Source organism: Pseudomonas sp. 18-147, assembly GCF_051048045.1.
GTDB lineage: Bacteria > Pseudomonadota > Gammaproteobacteria > Pseudomonadales > Pseudomonadaceae > Pseudomonas > Pseudomonas aeruginosa.
The window spans coordinates 4,130,112-4,145,860 of the sequence record NZ_CP182296.1; the positions used below are offsets into that span (position 1 = coordinate 4,130,112).

18 protein-coding genes are annotated in these 15,749 nt (G+C 68.3%); 6 read left to right on the plus strand and 12 right to left on the minus strand.

Features of this window, described 5'->3' with window-relative positions; all coding sequences use genetic code 11:
* Nucleotides 1–8 precede the first annotated feature (8 nt).
* Nucleotides 9–1,424, plus strand: a complete 1,416-nt coding sequence (locus tag ACM0M4_RS19525) for a glycerol kinase (protein WP_003145093.1) — start codon at nt 9–11, stop codon at nt 1,422–1,424.
* Between the two features lie 7 nt (nt 1,425–1,431).
* Here ACM0M4_RS19525 and ACM0M4_RS19530 read toward each other — a convergent pair whose 3' ends face one another.
* Together ACM0M4_RS19530 and ACM0M4_RS19535 are read right to left on the minus strand one after the other, a co-directional pair.
* Entirely contained in the window at nt 1,432–2,532 is a 1,101-nt protein-coding gene (locus ACM0M4_RS19530; protein WP_003145095.1) for a P1 family peptidase, read from the minus strand.
* A gap of 13 nt (nt 2,533–2,545) precedes the next feature.
* Nucleotides 2,546–3,913, minus strand: a complete 1,368-nt coding sequence (locus tag ACM0M4_RS19535; RefSeq protein ID WP_003110692.1) for an APC family permease — start codon at nt 3,911–3,913, stop codon at nt 2,546–2,548.
* Between the two features lie 200 nt (nt 3,914–4,113).
* Here ACM0M4_RS19535 and ACM0M4_RS19540 point away from each other — a divergent pair, with 200 nt between their 5' ends.
* A complete protein-coding gene (locus ACM0M4_RS19540; protein WP_003083150.1) occupies nt 4,114–4,920 on the plus strand; it encodes a helix-turn-helix transcriptional regulator in 807 nt (268 codons plus the stop codon).
* Between the two features lie 3 nt (nt 4,921–4,923).
* On the opposite strand, the gene ACM0M4_RS19545 is transcribed toward ACM0M4_RS19540, so the two are convergent.
* The 10 genes from ACM0M4_RS19545 to ccmA all read right to left on the minus strand — a co-directional run bounded on the left by ACM0M4_RS19545 (nt 4,924) and on the right by ccmA (nt 12,479).
* Entirely contained in the window at nt 4,924–5,340 is a 417-nt protein-coding gene (locus tag ACM0M4_RS19545) for a hypothetical protein (RefSeq protein ID WP_003087156.1), read from the minus strand.
* Between the two features lie 26 nt (nt 5,341–5,366).
* On the minus strand, nt 5,367–6,590 hold the full coding sequence (gene ccmI / locus ACM0M4_RS19550) for a c-type cytochrome biogenesis protein CcmI (protein ID WP_003083145.1): 1,224 nt from the start codon (nt 6,588–6,590) through the stop codon (nt 5,367–5,369).
* The gene (gene ccmH, locus ACM0M4_RS19555) at nt 6,587–7,054 is read right to left on the minus strand and encodes a cytochrome c maturation protein CcmH (protein WP_003083144.1); all 468 of its coding nucleotides are present in this window, start codon (nt 7,052–7,054) and stop codon (nt 6,587–6,589) included. Before ccmH ends, ccmI begins: the two co-directional genes overlap by 4 nt.
* Nucleotides 7,051–7,593, minus strand: coding sequence for a thiol:disulfide interchange protein DsbE (gene dsbE, locus ACM0M4_RS19560; protein ID WP_003083138.1), 543 nt, complete (start codon nt 7,591–7,593; stop codon nt 7,051–7,053). Before dsbE ends, ccmH begins: the two co-directional genes overlap by 4 nt.
* A gap of 3 nt (nt 7,594–7,596) precedes the next feature.
* Complete coding sequence (locus ACM0M4_RS19565) at nt 7,597–9,570, minus strand: heme lyase CcmF/NrfE family subunit (protein ID WP_003107324.1); 1,974 nt, start codon at nt 9,568–9,570, stop codon at nt 7,597–7,599.
* Nucleotides 9,571–10,059, minus strand: coding sequence for a cytochrome c maturation protein CcmE (gene ccmE, locus ACM0M4_RS19570; RefSeq protein WP_003083137.1), 489 nt, complete (start codon nt 10,057–10,059; stop codon nt 9,571–9,573). It abuts the gene before it with no gap.
* Nucleotides 10,056–10,232, minus strand: coding sequence for a heme exporter protein CcmD (ccmD, locus tag ACM0M4_RS19575; protein WP_003083136.1), 177 nt, complete (start codon nt 10,230–10,232; stop codon nt 10,056–10,058). Before ccmD ends, ccmE begins: the two co-directional genes overlap by 4 nt.
* Complete coding sequence (locus tag ACM0M4_RS19580) at nt 10,229–10,987, minus strand: heme ABC transporter permease (RefSeq protein ID WP_003083135.1); 759 nt, start codon at nt 10,985–10,987, stop codon at nt 10,229–10,231. The genes ccmD and ACM0M4_RS19580 overlap by 4 nt, the downstream gene beginning before the upstream one ends.
* A gap of 122 nt (nt 10,988–11,109) precedes the next feature.
* Nucleotides 11,110–11,781 (minus strand): heme exporter protein CcmB, encoded by a 672-nt coding sequence (ccmB, locus tag ACM0M4_RS19585; protein WP_003083130.1) that lies wholly within the window; start codon nt 11,779–11,781, stop codon nt 11,110–11,112.
* Complete coding sequence (ccmA, locus tag ACM0M4_RS19590) at nt 11,778–12,479, minus strand: cytochrome c biogenesis heme-transporting ATPase CcmA (protein WP_003083126.1); 702 nt, start codon at nt 12,477–12,479, stop codon at nt 11,778–11,780. Before ccmA ends, ccmB begins: the two co-directional genes overlap by 4 nt.
* A 285-nt stretch (nt 12,480–12,764) precedes the next feature.
* On the opposite strand from ccmA, the gene ACM0M4_RS19595 reads away from it, so the two are divergent.
* The 4 genes from ACM0M4_RS19595 (at nt 12,765) to ACM0M4_RS19610 (ending at nt 15,703) form a co-directional block, all read left to right on the plus strand.
* The gene (locus ACM0M4_RS19595) at nt 12,765–14,243 is read left to right on the plus strand and encodes a flagellar hook-length control protein FliK (protein WP_078452261.1); all 1,479 of its coding nucleotides are present in this window, start codon (nt 12,765–12,767) and stop codon (nt 14,241–14,243) included.
* Entirely contained in the window at nt 14,240–14,575 is a 336-nt protein-coding gene (locus tag ACM0M4_RS19600; RefSeq protein ID WP_003083121.1) for an EscU/YscU/HrcU family type III secretion system export apparatus switch protein, read from the plus strand. Before ACM0M4_RS19595 ends, ACM0M4_RS19600 begins: the two co-directional genes overlap by 4 nt.
* Nucleotides 14,576–14,675: 100 nt before the next feature.
* Nucleotides 14,676–15,230 carry a GNAT family N-acetyltransferase gene (locus tag ACM0M4_RS19605; protein ID WP_003083119.1) on the plus strand — a complete coding sequence of 185 codons (555 nt, stop codon included), beginning with the start codon at nt 14,676–14,678 and terminating at the stop codon, nt 15,228–15,230.
* A 107-nt stretch (nt 15,231–15,337) separates the two neighbouring features.
* Nucleotides 15,338–15,703: a hypothetical protein gene (locus ACM0M4_RS19610; RefSeq protein ID WP_016561723.1), complete on the plus strand. Its 366-nt coding sequence runs from the start codon at nt 15,338–15,340 to the stop codon at nt 15,701–15,703.
* Nucleotides 15,704–15,749 lie beyond the last annotated feature (46 nt).

Here is a 15,749-nt window from a genome sequence, read left to right on the forward strand (position 1 = left end):
AACCGACCATGCGAATCGCCGCCCTCGACCAGGGAACCACCAGTACCCGCGTGCTGGTCGCCAACCAGGACGGCAGCGCCGATATTCAGTTGGCGCTGCGTCACCAGCAACACCATCCGCAGTCCGGCTGGGTCGAGCACGATCCGCTGGAACTGCTGGCCAACCTGCAACGCTGCCTGGAGGCCAGCGGCCGGGTCGACGCCATCGGCCTCGCCAACCAGGGCGAAAGCTGCATGGCCTGGGACGCCCGCAGCGGCGAGCCGTTGTCGCCGCTGATCGTCTGGCAGGACAACCGCACCACCCCGCACATCGAGCGTCTACGCGCCAGCGGCGCCGAGGCGCTGGTCCTGGAACGCAGCGGCCTGCCGCTCGACGCCTATTTCTCGGCCAGCAAGCTGGGCTGGATCGTCGAGCACCTTCCTGCCGCTCGCAGGGCTTTGAAGGCAGGCCGCCTGCGCCTGGGAACCAGCGATGCCTGGTTTCTCGACCGCTTGTGCGGAACCTTCGCCACCGACGTCACCACCGCCTCGCGCACCGCATTGATGAACCTCGCCGAGGGCAGCTGGGACCCCGAGCTGTGCGCCCTGTTCGGCGTGCCGATCGAGTGCCTGCCGGACATCCGCGACACCGTCGGCCATTTCGGGGTGATCGGCAACACCCCGCTGACGGCCTCGGTGGTCGACCAGCAGGCCTCGCTCTACGGTCACGGCTGCCGCCAGCCCGGTGATGCGAAGATCACCTTCGGCACCGGCGCCTTCGCCCTGACCCTCAGCGGCGAGCGGATCATCCGCTCGCCGGAGACAGGCCTGCTCGCCACCATCGCCTGGCAGATCGATGGCAAACCGGTGTACGCCATGGACGGCGGGGTCTACGACGCCAGCGCCGCGGTCGAGTGGGCCGGGCGTCTCGGCCTGTTCAGCGACTTCTCGGAACTGGCCGGCTTCGACCGGCCGCCGGCCATCGAGCGCGGCCTGGCCTTCGTCCCGGCCCTGTCGGGACTCGCATGCCCGCACTGGGACCGCAGCGCCGGCGCGATGTGGCTGGGAATGGACGCCGGCACCCGCCGCGAGGACCTCTGCCAGGCCCTGCTCGAAGGCGTGGTGCTACGCAGCGCCGAGGTGATCCAGGCGATGGACGGCTACCTGAAGGTCACCGACCGCCTGTCCATCGACGGCGGCCTGGCGCGCAGCCCCTACTTCGCCCAGTTCCTCTCCGACAGCCTGCAACGGCGCATCGTCACCCAGCGCTTCGACGAACTCACCGCCTTCGGTTGCGCCGCCCTTGCCGCGCGTGGCCTCGGCTACGAGCTGGCGGAGCCGCGCAACACCCGCACGGAGTTCCAGCCGCGGGTCGACGCCGGCACCGCCCGGCGCTGGCAGGTGCGTTTCAGCGAAGCGGTGGCGCGCACCCGCGGCTGGCGCTGAGCCGCTTTCAGCGTCCCGGCCAGCCGGTCTCGCGCAGCGCCGCCAGGAGCCTCTCCCCCTTCAGCGCGGGCACCAGCCGGCCGTCCTCGGTGCGCATGTCCTCGCCGGCCAGCAGCACGTTGACGATGGCTTCTTCCACCGCCTCCGCCGCCGCGGCGAACAGCGGCGAGATGTGGTCGTTGTTGAGCATCCGCAGCGGCGTGCTCTGCGGCAGGTCCTTGCGCGCATAGTCGGCTGGCGGCAGGTCCTGGTTGCCGGTGGCGAAAGCGAGGAACACGTCGCCGCTGGAGTCCTCGGTACCGCCGCCGGTGCGCGCGACGCCGATCGAGGCGCGCTGCGCCAGGCGCTGGCACTGGTGCGGCAACAGCGGCGCATCGGTGGCCAGGATCACCACGATGGAGCCCATACCCGGGGTGCCTTCCTCGCTGAACGGCGAGGGGATGTCGCCCAACCGGCGGCCGACAGGATAGCCGTCGACCCGCAGCTCGCGGCGCTGGCCGTGGTTGGCCTGGACCAGCGCGCCCACCGTCCAGCCGCCCTGCTCCGCCGGAAGCCGCCGCGATGCGCTACCGATGCCACCCTTGAACTCGTGGCAGATCATCCCGGTACCGCCGCCCACCGAACCTTCGCGGACCGGTCCGGACTCGGCGCAGGCCAGCGCCTCGCCGACCTGGCGGGCGCCGACATGCTGGCCCCAGATATCGTTGAGCAGGCCGTCGAAGGTCTCCATCACCACCGGCATGCACCAGTACAGCCCGCTGTCGCCGAGTTCGGCGCGCTCCTCGGCGATCAGCGCGTCGCGCACCGCGCCGACGCTGTGGGTATTGGTGATGGCGATCGGGGTGGTCAGCAGGCCGGCTTCGCGGATCCACTCCAGGCCCGTGGCGTCGCCGTTGCCGTTGAGCACATGGCAGCCGGCGAAGCAGGGTTGCAGGCGCGCCGCACCGGCGCGCGGCTGGACCAGGGTGACGCCGGTGCGAACCTGCCTGCCGTCGATCCGCTGGTTCAGGGTGCTGTGGCCGACGCGCACGCCGGGAACGTCGGTGATCGCGTTGAACGGGCCGGGAGTGCCCAGGCCGAGGGTGATGCCAAGTTGTCGAGCGCGCATGCGGACTCCTGTTTCAAAGCTTCTGGAACGCCGGACTGAGCTTGCCGTAGGTGCAGTAGAGAATCACCGACACCGCCAGCAGTCCGACAATGATCATCACGTCCCTGGCCGAGGCCGCCAGGAACAGGTTGAGCAGCAGGTATCCCGCGCCGCTCACCGCCAGCAGCGCCGGCAGCGGCCACAGCGGCATCCGGTAGGGATGCTCGCGGTCGCGCCGCAGCACCCGGCTGAACAGCGCGCAGAGGGCGACGATCAGGTAGACCATGACGATCAGCAACACGGTGAACGAGGTCAGTTCGGCCAGGTTGGAGCTGAAGCTCAGCGCCGCCGAGGGAATGGCGAGGAACAGCGTGGCCAGCCAGGGCGATTCCCAGCGCGGATGGATACGGGTGAAGGCACGGTTCAACGCTGGCATCCAGAGCGCGTCGCGACCGCTGCTGAAGATCACCCGGGCGCTCTGGATGACGATGGCGACGATGGCGTTGAACACCGAGAGGAAGATCCCGGCGCTGACCAGGCGCGACAGCGTCTCGTTGCCATGGCTGTTCAACAGGTAGCCGATCGGGTCGGGGCTGGCGAGCATCGCCGGGAGCGACGGCGCGCCGATCAGCAGCGCGGCGAGCGGGACGATCTCGATCAGTACTACCAGCGCCAGCGACCAGAGCACCGCGCGATGCACGCTGTGACCGCCGTCCTTCATGTCCTCGGCGAGCAGCACCGCGCCGCCGAAACCGTTGTAGGAGAACAGCGCGGTACCGACCGCTCCGATCACCAATGCCCAGGGTGCGATCGCCAGCAGCCCGCCGTCGCCGACTACCTGCGGCTGCAGAAGGACGCTCGCCGGTTGCTGTGCATGGCCGAAACCGAGGCCGACGATCACCAGCAGCGCCGCCACTTCCAGCAGCAGGCAGGTACCCGTGACCCAGGCGTTGACGCGGATGTTGAGGATGCCCAGCAGGTAGCTGAAGGCAACGATCGCCAGGGCCACGGTCTGCGCATCGAAGTGGGTGCCGAGGGCAGCGTTCAGGTAAGTCGCCGCGCCGGTGGCGAGCACCGGCGGGATGAACAGCAGCATCGCCAGCACCGTGAGGAAGGTGGCGTAGCCGGCCAAGCCGCCGAACACCCGCTTGGCGTAGACATACTCGCCGCCGGCGGTGCTGTGCGCCCTGCCCAGCTCGGCATAGCACCAGGCGAACATCAGCGCCAGCACCCCGGCCAGGGCGAAGGCCCAGAAAGCGCCGGTGCCGGCCTGCTGGATGGCGAAGGGGGCGATGACGAAGACGGAACTGGCGGGAGTGACTGCGGAAACGGTGATGGCGACCACGTCGAACACGCCCAGCGTGGGTTTCAGCGCACTTTCGGGCGCGGGGGAAGAGCTCATGTCGTTGTCCTCTGATTGTTATTGAAGTTGAGGCAGTAACGGAGACTCGCGGCGGCCCCTTGCCGGGGCGCTGGTTATGCGCCGACTCTAGGAGCGCGGAACCGGCGGGCCAATCACCCTTTGGGGTTACGCCCCTTGACGCGGCGGGTGGAAAAGCCGCAAACCGGAGCCTGCGAAAACCCACCGTGGAGCGAATACGGATGCACACCCTGTTCCGGGACATCGGCATGCACGCCAGCCTGGGCCGCGCCATCGAACAGATCGGCGGCAACCGTTTCTGGAAGCAATTGATCCTGCTGCTGCGCCAGCACCTGCCGTTCGACAACGCCCTGGCGATCTTCTACCCCGCCAACGGCGTGCCGGTGGCCCTGGAGGAATACGACGCCGAACCGCACGCCGGGCCGGCCTCGATGCTCGCCTACCTGAACGGGCTGTACCTGCTCGACCCCTTCTACCAGGCTTGCCGGGAAGGCCTGGCCAGCGGCCTGTACCGCCTCGAGGAGATCGCCCCGGACCATTTCCGGCAGAGCGAGTACTACCTCAGCTACTTCCACGACAACGTTCTGGAGGACGAGGTGCAGTTCATCCTACAGGTGCCCGGCCAGGGCGCGCTGTCGCTGTCGCTGGGCATGCAGAGGATGTTCGCCGACGAGGAATGCGGGATGCTCGGCTTGCTCTCGAGCTGGGTCCTGGCGCTGATGCAGCAGCACTGGCAGCAGCGCAGCCAGCGCCTGTTGCCGGCTGCACCGCAGGAAGAGATGGCCACGCAGATACGCGACGCCCTCAGCCACTTCGGCGCCAGCGTGCTATCGGAACGGGAACTGGAGATCGCCCGCCTGATCCTTCGCGGCTACTCGTCGAAGGCCATGGCCGAGCGCCTGGCGATCTCGCCGGAGACGATCAAGGTCCATCGGCGCCACCTGTACGCCAAGCTGGACATTTCCTCGCAACCGGAGCTGTTCTCGCTGTTCATCCAGTCGCTCGGGCACGACCCGGAGAACCCCTAGGGATCATGGATTGGCGTAGCGCCGGCTGAGACCGGGCGGGATGCCGCGAGCGTCGGTCTCGGTCCATGGACCCTGCGGGCTGGTGGACCAGAACCAGCCGCCGTCCCACCGGTAGTAGGTGCGCTGGCGGTAGTAGAGATCGCGCTCGCCACGGATCACGTAGACCCCCAGGCTGCCGTCCCAGACGCCCTTGCCGCCTGGCGGCGGGGCGAACTGCGGACGCGAGCGGCTGGGCTGCGCCGGAGTCTGCGGTTGCGGGGTGATGCGCGGCGGGGTGGCGCCGGGCGCGCTGGACGGACCGGGCTGCGGCTGGCTCTGCGGCGGCAGCGAGGCCGGCGGTTCGCTGGTCTGCGGCGGATGCACCACGCACCCGCCGAGACCGCCCAGGAGAATCGCCAGACCCAGATACTTCGCCTTCACCGCCGCACCTCCCCAACCGATTGTCGTTATGGCCGGGCCGCCTGGGGCTGGTCCGGGCCGTCGATGGTCAGCGCTTGCGCCGACGACTGGGCAGTAGACAACGGTTTGCCGCGTCCGATCCACTCGCCGGAGATGGCGTTGCCGGCGCGGGATACCCGTGCCACCAGCTCGACCTGCGGGAAACCGCTGAGCTTGAGCTGCGGCATCATGGCGTCGGCATCGCTCAGGCTGACCTCGGCCGGCAGGTCGGCGACGGTCAGGCGCTTCACTGCCAACGGCATCGGCGGGCCGCCGACGGCGCGGGCGAAGACGAACACGCTGTCGTCGGCCTTGACCTGGCCCTTCACCGCGTCGCTGATATCCACCTTCACCGTCAGGGTCACCCCGGCGGCAGCGGGCGCGGCCGGCGCCGGCGGAGTCTGCCCGGCCTCGGTCATGCGCTCGCGGGCGCGCTGGATGCCGCCCTGGATCGCCGAGCGTGCCGGGTCCTCGTTCGGCAACACCGACACCAGGCGCTCCCAGAAGCCGATGGCGTCGGCGTAGCGCTGCTCTTCGAAGGCGGCGATGCCGAGCAGGCCAAGGGTGGTCACTTCGGCCGGGTCGCCCTTCAGCGCCTCGTCGGCCAGGGCCTTGATCTGCGCGGTCATTTTCTTGCCACCGGAGAAATACAGTGCCTGCGCCCACTGGCCGAGCACTTCCGGCTGCCGCCCGCTGAGTTCGGCGGCGCGTTCGAAGGCCCGCGCCGCATCGGCGCCGCGTTCCTGGGTCATGTAGGTGCGACCGAGGAAGTACCAGCCCTGGGCGGAATCCGGCTGGGCCTGTACCGCGCGCTCCAGGCGCGCAGTCATCTCTTCCATGGAGTGCGGCGCCTGGGCGAATTCGCGGGCCAGCTCGACCTTGTCGCTGGCGCCCCAATGCAGGTACAGGCCGAGCGCGACCAACGGCACCAGCAGCGCCGCGACCAGCGGGACCGCCCGGCCCAGGCGCGAGCTACGCTCTTCGCCGCTGCCCTCGGTGTCGGCGAGCAGTTCGCGGGCAGCCTCGGCGCGGCCATTCTCCAGTTGCTCGGCGGTCAGCGTGCCGGCGGCCTGCTGACCGGCCAGCTCGGCGATCCGCTCCTGATAAAGCGCGACGTTCAGGGCGGTACGGTCTTCCTCGGCCTGGGCGCGACGGCCACGCAGCAGCGGAATCAGCAGGAATGCCAGGGCCGCCAGCAGCAGCAGGCCGGCAGCGAGCCAGAAATCGATCATTTGTCGTTCTTCAACAGGTTGGCGAGGCGCGCTTGCTCCTCGGCGGACAGGGTGGTTTGCACCTTGGCAGCGGTGCGCCGGCGGCGCAGGACGATCACGCCGATCACCAGCACGCCGAACAGCAGCAAGGCGCCCGGACCGAACCAGAGCAGCCAGGTACGCTCGTTGACCGGCGGCTTGTAGCGAACGAAATCACCGTAGCGGGCAACCATGTAGTCGACGATCTCGCCGTCGCTCTTGCCCTGCTGCAACTGGCCGTAGATCTGCTTGCGCAGGTCGGCGGCGATCGGTGCGTTGGAGTCGGCGATGTCCTGGTTCTGGCACTTCGGGCAGCGCAGTTCCTGGGTCAGGTTGCGGAAGCGTTCGCGCTCGGCGTCGCTGGCGAACTCGTAGGTGTCGATGGCGGCCCGGGCCACGCCGCAGAGGGCGAGACCGAGCATCGCGGTGGCGAGGAAACGCTTCATCGGGCCTCCGGCTCGTCCAGCAGTTGCTGGTACAGCGGCGCCAGTTGCTCGCGCCAGACTTTCTGGTCGACCACCCCGACGATCTTGTGGCGGATGATGCCCTGTTTGTCGATCAGGTAGGTTTCCGGCGCACCGTACACGCCCAGGTCCAGGCCCAGGGTGCCGTCGGCGTCGCTGATGCTCAGCAGGTAGGGATTGTGCAGCTCGTTCAGCCACTTGATGGCGGCGGCGTTGTCGTCCTTGTAGTTGATCCCGTAGATCACCACGCCCTGCTCGGCCAGTCGGGTCAGTTCCGGGTGCTCGACCCGGCACGACGGGCACCAGGTGCCCCAGACGTTGACCAGCGCCGGCTTGCCCTTGAGGTCGGCCTCGGTCAGGCGCCGGGCCGGGTCCTGCACGCTGGGCAGGTCGAAGGCCGGGAACGGCTTGCCGATCAGCGCCGAGGGCAGCTCGCTGGGGTCCAGCCAGAGGCCGCGGAAGAGGAACACCGCGACGATCAGGAAGATCCCCAGCGGCAGCAGCAGAATCGCTCGTTTCAAGACTCAGGCTCCCTGACCGGCGAGGCCCAGGGCCTCGCGCACACGTGTTTTCACCTTCACCCGGTAGCGCCGGTCGAGCGCCGCCAGGGCGCCGCCGAGGCCCATCAGCAGGCCACCGAACCAGATCCAGCGGACGAACGGCTTGACGTGCACGCGCACCGCCCAGGCACCGTTCTCCAGCGGCTCGCCGAGCGCCACGTAGAGGTCGCGGGTAAAGCCGGCATCGATCCCTGCCTCGGTCATCATCGAACTCTGCACGGTGTACAGGCGCTTCTCCGGATGCAGGGTGGCGATCTCCTTGCCGTCGCGGCTGACGTGGATGCTGCCCTTGTCCGAGGTGTAGTTCGGCCCTTCGTGGTGCTTCGCGCCGTCGAAGAGGAAGTGGTAGCCGCCCAGTTCGACGGTGTCGCCGGGCGACATGCGCAGGTCACGCTGGGCGCTGTACTGGCTGCTGAGGACGATGCCGATGGCGCACACGGCGATGCCCAGGTGCGCCAGTTGCATGCCCCAGTAGCTGCGGGTCAGGCTGCGGGCGCCGGCCAGCACGCCCTTGTGCCGGGTCTTGTCGAGGAAGTCGCGGAAACCGGCCAGGACCACCCAGGCGGACAGCAGGAACACCGCCAGCACCGCCCAGTTGAAATCGCCGAAGTACATCGAACCGGCCGCCGCCAGGACCGCGCTGGCCACCAGCACCGGGGTCAGCATGCCGAGCAGCCAGCGGCTCGGGGTGTCCTTCCAGCGCACCAGCACGCCGACCGCCAGGGCCGCCATCAGCGCCGCCATCAGCGGCAGGAACATGGCGTTGAAGTACGGCGGGCCGACCGACAGCTTGGCGCCGCTGAGGGCATCGAGCAGCAGCGGGTAGAGGGTCCCGAGGAGGATCATCGAGGCCGCCACCACCAGCACCAGGTTGTTCAGCAGCAGCAGGGTCTCGCGCGACCACAGGGCGAAGCCGACCTGGCTCTTGACCACCGGCGCGCGCAGGGCGAACAGGGTCAGCGAGCCGCCGACCACCAGCAGCAGGAAGGCGAGGATGAACACCCCGCGCTCCGGGTCGGAGGCGAAGGCGTGCACCGAGGTGAGCACGCCGGAGCGGACCAGGAAGGTGCCCAGCAGGCTCAGGGAGAAAGCGGCGATCGCCAGCAGCACGGTCCAGCTCTTGAACACGCCGCGCTTCTCGGTCACCGCCAGCGAGTGGATCAGTGCAGTGCCGACCAGCCAGGGCATGAAGGAGGCGTTTTCCACCGGATCCCAGAACCACCAGCCCCCCCAGCCCAGCTCGTAGTAGGCCCACCAGGAGCCGAGCACGATGCCGATACCGAGGAAGGCCCAGGCTACCAGGGTCCAGGGCCGCGACCAGCGCGCCCAGGCGGCGTCCAGGCGGCCGCCGAGCAGTGCGGCGATGGCGAAGGCGAAGGCCACCGAGAATCCGACGTAACCCATGTAGAGCATCGGCGGGTGGACGATCAGGCCGACGTCCTGCAACAGAGGGTTGAGGTCGTTGCCGTCCATCGGGGTCTGCGGCAGCAGGCGGCTGAACGGGTTGGAGGTGATGATCAGGAACAGCAGGAAGCCGGTGCTGATCATGCCCATCACCGCCAGCACGCGGGCCAGCATGACCTCCGGCAGTTGCCGGGAGAAGATCGACACGGCGAAGGTCCAGCCACCGAGGATCAGCGCCCAGAGCAGCAGCGAACCTTCGTGGGCGCCCCAAACGGCGCTGAACTTGTAGTACCAGGGCAGCGCGCTGTTGGAGTTGCCGGCCACGTAGGCCACCGAGAAGTCGTCGCGCAGGAAGGCCCAGGTCAGGCAACCGAAGGCGAAGGCGAGGAAGGCGAACTGCCCCCAGGCCGCCGGGCGCGCCAGGCTCATCCACTGGCGGTCGCCGCGCCAGGCGCCGACCAGCGGCAAGCTCGACTGCACCAGGGCCAGGCAGAGGGCGAGGATCAGGGCCAGGTGGCCGAGTTCGGGGATCATCTACTTGCCCTCCTGGTTGTACGAGGTCTCGCCGGCGGCCTTGCCGTTCTCGTAGTGCTTCAGTTGGCCGCTGTCCTTGAGCGCCTTGGTGACTTCCGGCGGCATGTAGTTCTCGTCGTGCTTGGCCAGCACTTCATCGGCCACCAGCACGCCGTCGCCGCCCAGCTTGCCGAGGGCGACGATGCCCTGCCCCTCGCGGAACAGGTCGGGAAGGATGCCATGGTAGGCGATGGTCACTTCCTTGGCGCCGTCGGTGACCACGAAACGCACGTTCAGCGAATCCTCGCTGCGTTGCAGAGAACCCTTTTCCACCAGGCCGCCGGCGCGTATGCGGGTGTCGGTCGGCGCTTCGCCGTTGGCGATCTGGGTCGGGGTGTAGAACAGGTTGATGTTCTGTTGCAGGGCCGACAGCGCCAGGCCCACCGCGGCGCCGACGCCCACCACGATGGCGAGGACGATGATCAGACGTTTCTTGCGGACCGGATTCACTGCTGGGCCTCCCGGCGCAGACGACGCGCCTCTTCTTGCAGGTAGCGGCGCCGGGCCAGCAGCGGCTCGGCGACATTGATCGCCAGCACCAGCAGGCTGATGCCGTAGGCCGACCAGACGTAGGGACCGTGATGGCCCATGGCGAGGAAGTCGCCGAACGATTCGAAGCTCATCGTGCCTTCTCCACCAGGGCCTTCACCTCGGCTTTCGCCCAGGCGGTGCGGGACTCGCGCTTGAGCACTTCCAGGCGCATGCGCACCAGCAGCATGGCCGCGAAGAAGCAATAGAAGCCGAGGACCATGATCAGCAACGGCAACCACATCTCCACCGGCATCGCCGGTTTCTCGGTGATGGTGAAGGTGGCCGGCTGGTGCAGGGTGTTCCACCACTCCACCGAGTACTTGATGATCGGGATGTTCACCACGCCGACGATGGCCAGTACGGCACAGGCCTTGGCCGCGCTGTCGCGGTTACTGATCGCCTGGCCGAGGGCGATGATGCCGAAATAGAGGAAAAGCAGGATCAGCATCGCCGTCAGGCGCGCGTCCCAGACCCACCAGGCGCCCCAGGTCGGCTTGCCCCAGACGGCCCCGGTAAGCAGCGCGACGAAGGTCATCCAGGCGCCGATGGGAGCGGCGCACTGCACCGCCACGTCGGCGATCTTCATCTTCCAGATCAGCCCGACGGCACCGGCCACGGCCAGCATGACGTAGCAGGACTGGGCGAGGAAGGCCGCCGGCACATGGATATAGATGATGCGGAAGCTATTGCCCTGCTGGTAGTCCGGCGGCGCGAAGGCCAGCCCCCAGACGCAGCCGGTGACGATCAGCAGCGCCGCCGCCACGGCGAACCAGGGCAGCCAGCGGCCGCTGATCTCGTAGAACCACTTGGGCGACCCAAGCTTGTGAAACCATGTCCAATTCATCATCAGGCTCTGTTTACAGGGCTCTTTGGAAATACCGGGCAGACCTTCCGCTGCCAGCCCGGGTCAAGCGTGGGCGGCACAGCCGCCCGGTACCGCACGCCCGCCGATGCCTTCGGCGGGCGGACTCACTCGCCTACGCTGATCTTCAGGCCGGCAGCGATGGCGAATGGCGTGAGTGTCAATGCTAGCGCCGTCAGGCTCGCCAGCCACAATAAATGTCCGCTGCTGGGCAGTCCCTGCAGCGAAGCCTGCAGCGCCCCGCTACCGAGAATCAGCACCGGGATGTACAGCGGCAGGATCAGCAGCGCCAGCAACAGGCCGCCGCGCTTGAGGCCCACGGTCAAGGCCGCGCCGACGGCGCCGAGCAGGCTCAGCACCGGCGTACCGAGCAACAAGGAAAGCAGCAGCACCGGTATGCAACGGGCCGGCAGGCCCAGCATCAGCGCGAACAGCGGCGACATCAGGACCAGGGCCAGCCCGGAAAACAGCCAGTGTGCCAGCACCTTGGCCAGCACCAGAAGAGCCAGGGGGTGCGGCGAAAGGACCCACTGCTCCAGAGAACCGTCCTCGAAATCGCTGCGGAACAGCCCTTCCAGCGAGAGCAGCACGGCCAATAGCGCCGCCACCCAGACCAGGCCGGGCGACAAGGTTTGTAGCAATTGGCTCTCCGGCCCGACCGCCAGGGGGAACAGGGCGATGACGATGGCGAAGAACACCAGCGGATTGGCCAGCTCCGCCGGTCGGCGGAACAGCAGGCGCGCCTCGCGCGCCAGGAGCAGGCTGAAGACGTTGCTCATGCCGGGTCGCCCAGCGCCGGCTCGACCGTCGCGCCGCTGGCCGCCTTGAGCGCACCGAGGTCCAGCTCGCGGTAGCCGGCGGGCATCTGCTGCAGGCTGTGGTGGGTGGTCAGCACCACCATCCCGCCGCGCTGGCAATGCCCGGCCAGGTGCGTTTCCAGTTGCGCCACCCCCTGTTTGTCGAGGGCGGTGAAGGGTTCATCGAGGATCCACAAGGGCGGTGCGTCCAGGTACAGGCGGGCCAGCGCCACGCGGCGTTGCTGGCCGGCGGAAAGGGTGTGGCAGGGAACGTCCTCGAAGCCACGCAGGCCGACGTCGGCCAGGGCCTGCCAGATCGCCTCGCGGCTGGCCGGCTGGTGCAGCGCGCAGAGCCAGGTGAGGTTCTCCTCGGCGCTGAGCAGGCCCTTGATTCCCGCGGCGTGGCCGATCCACAGCAGGCTGCGGGCCAGTTCGCCGCGCTGTTCGGCGAGCGGCCGGCCGTTCAGGCGGACTTCCCCGGCGGTCGGCTGCATCAGTCCGGACAGCAGGCGCAGCAGGCTGGTCTTGCCGCTGCCGTTGGGACCCACCACCTGCAACATCTCACCGGCGGCCAGGCGCAGGTCGAGGCGCTCGAACAGCATGCGCCAGTCGCGCTCGCAGGCGAGCCCGACGGTTTCCAGCAAGGGGCTGGCTGTGGGGACTTCAGCAGGATCGGACATCGAACAACATCGCCAAGCGTCTCTCCTCGTCGCGGCGCCGGAGGCCTTCACGGAACAGACCCTAAAGTCGGGATAAACACGGCCGCTATACTGGTGACGACGCGGCCAGCCTGTTTGACAGGCGCGGCATTATACACGCCCTTCCCCAGCCTCCGCAGGGTCGTTTAAGACAGGTTGTTACCCATGCCAGCCGAGATAGGCGCTTCCCCGCCACTACCCCCGGTCTCCGCCCCACGCCCGCTGCCGCCGGCGCAATCGCAGGGCAACGCCCAGGCCGACGCCGAGATGACCCTGAAGCTGGTGCAGACCCTGGCCGGCCTGCTGGGCGAAGGCGAGTCGGGCAAGGCCGAGGTGCTGGCGGTCAAGGAAGGCCTGGCGAACAATTTCCAGGTCCTGCTCAAGCTGACCCTGGCGAACAGCGGGCAGAGCCTGGTGGAAGTGCAGAGCAATCGGCCGCTGGTGCCGGGCAACCTGCTCAACGTCAGCGCCACCAGCAACACCAGCGTGGTTGCAACCCTGCTCGACAGCATGGCCGGCGCTGGCCCGCTGAGCAGCCTCGACCTGGAGCAACTGCCGCCCGGCACCCTGCTCCAGGGCAAGGTCCTGTCCAGCACCGCGCTGCCGGCGGACAAGGCCCAGCAGGTGGTCTACCGGGTCCTGCTGAACCTGCTCAACACGCCGCTCGCCGGCAGCAAGCTGAGCCTCGACTCGCCCCAGGCGCTGCCGGTCGGCAGCCTGCTCACGGCGCTGGTGAAAAACAGCCAGCAGATCGACTTCCTGCCGCTCAGCGGACGCCTCGACCAGCTTGCGCTGGGCCAGCAACTGGCCGGGCAGAGCGCCCGCCAGGCTTCCCTGGAAGGCCTGTTCGCCGCCCTGCAGAGGCTGAACGGCCGCAACGACCTGCCGGACAGCCTGCGCCAGGCCGTGGAGCGCCTCTTCGCCGGCCTGCCGGAGGCGCAGAAGATGGGCGATTCCAAGCTGCTCGGCCAGGCCCTGCAGCAGAGCGGCCTGTTCCTCGAGGCGCGCCTGATGCAGGGCGCCACCGATCATCTCGGCCAGGACCTGAAGGCCAACCTGTTGCGCCTGTTCGCCCAGCTGTCGCCGCTGCCGCCGACCGGCGCCCAGGCGCCGGGCATGTTCGCCGGCAACACGGCGAACCTGGCCCAGGCGCTGCCGGCCTTTGTCCGCAACGCCCTGGGCAACCTGGGACAGAGCGCCAACAAGACCCAGGCACTGAACTTTCCCCTGCCGAGCAAGGTTCTCCAACTGTTCGACGAGGACATGGAACTGGAGTCGCTGCTGCGCCTTGCCGCCGCGGCGATCTCCCGCCTGCAGACCCATCAGTTGTCGAGCCTGGCGCAGACCAGCACCCTGCCGGATGGCACCCAACTGGCGACCTGGCAGATGGAGGTGCCCATGCGCCATCAGCACTCGGTGGTACCGTTGCAGGTGAAGTTCCAGGAAGAACAGCGCAAGACCGGCGAAGAGGCCCGCGAAAGCCTCTGGCGCGTCGAACTGGCCTTCGACCTGGAGCCGCTGGGACCGCTGCACGCCCAGGCGACCCTGCTACGCGGCAGCCTGTCCAGCCAGCTTTGGGCCGAGCGAGACGCGACCGCACGGCTGGTCGAGCATGAACTCGGCCACCTGCGCCAACGCCTGCGCGACGCCGGCCTGACCGTTGGCGAGATCACCTGCCAACGCGGCCGCCCGCCCCAGGGCCCGCGAGCGACCATCGAACAACGCTGGGTAGACGAAACCGCATGAACAGAAAGCAGTCACCCGCCCCGCGCCAGGCCATCGCCCTGAGCTACGACGGCCAGGCCGCGCCGACCCTTTCCGCCAAGGGCGACGCCGAACTGGCCGAGGCGATCCTGGCCATCGCCCGCGACTACGAGGTACCGATCTACGAGAACGCCGAGCTGGTCCGCCTGCTCGCCCGCCTGGAACTCGGCGACGCCATTCCGGAAGCGCTGTATCGCACCATCGCCGAGATCATCGCCTTCGCCTGGCACCTGAAAGGCAAGTGTCCCGAGGGATTCGCGCCGGACGCCGCGGATGGCAACCAGATGCTGCTACTCGGCGGTCCCGGCGACTGAGCCAGCCCGCACGGCGAAACATCCGCACGCACATCAGCTCCAGGACCTCGCCGCTGCGCGCTAAGCTGCGCAGCCTCCGACCTCGGCAAAGGAGCGCCCGATGAACTTCGTCTTTCCCCACCCGTTGGACACCCCGCGCCTGCGGCTACGCACTTTCCGAGAGGAAGACGCCGCGCCGCTGTTCGCCATGATGTCCGACCCGGAAGTCATGCGTTACTGGAACACACCGCCGTGGACGACCCCTGCGCAGGCCCGCGAGGCGATCCTGCGGGACAGCCAGGCGCTCGTCGACGGCGAATACCTGAACCTGGCCATCGAGCGTCGAGAAGACGGCCAATTGCTCGGCAGTTGTATCCTCTTCCATTTCGAGAAAGGCTCGCGCCGCGCCGAACTCGGCTACTGCCTGGCACGTGCAGCCCAGGGCCGGGGTTACATGGGCGAGGCGCTGCGCAGGCTGCTGGCGTTCGCTTTCGATGAAATCGACCTGAACCGCCTGGAGGCGGAGATCGATCCGCGCAACCGGCCTTCGGCCGCCAGCCTGGAGCGCCTGGGCTTCCGCCAGGAGGGCCTGCTCGCACAACGCTGGATCGTTTCCGGAGAAGTCTCCGACTCGGCGCTCTACGGATTGCTCGCCGAGCACTGGCGCAACCGCTGAAGGAGGAACCACCGGCAGGGCCCGCCATCCGTCGCTTTCCACAGAACCTGTCGTTCGCGCAACGGTCTTTAGACGGCACACCACATGCCTGCGGAGGCATCCCTCAAATGAAAAAACATACCCTGTTCGCCGTAGCTGCTCTCGGCCTGCTGTTCGCGGGCAGCACCCTGCTGCCTGGCGAGCTTTCTCCTGTCGGCTCCGCCTATGCCAAGGGCGGAAATGGCGGCGGCAACGGTGGCGGTCATGGCGGCGGTCATGGCGGCGGTCATGGCGGCGGCAAGGGCGGCAGCCATGGCGGCAACCTCGGCGGCCACTCCAGCAAAGGCCATGGTTCAGCCACCTCCGGCATCGCCAGCTCCCGCGACAGCCGCGGGCTGTCGCAGGCCAGCGCGATCTCCGCCACCACCCCCGGCGATCACAACAGCAAGGGCTTGAGCAACGCCATCGGCTCCTCGACCAAGAACGACCGCTGACCGCCAGTGGCGACCACGAAAAAGCCGGCCTTCGCGCCGGCTTTTT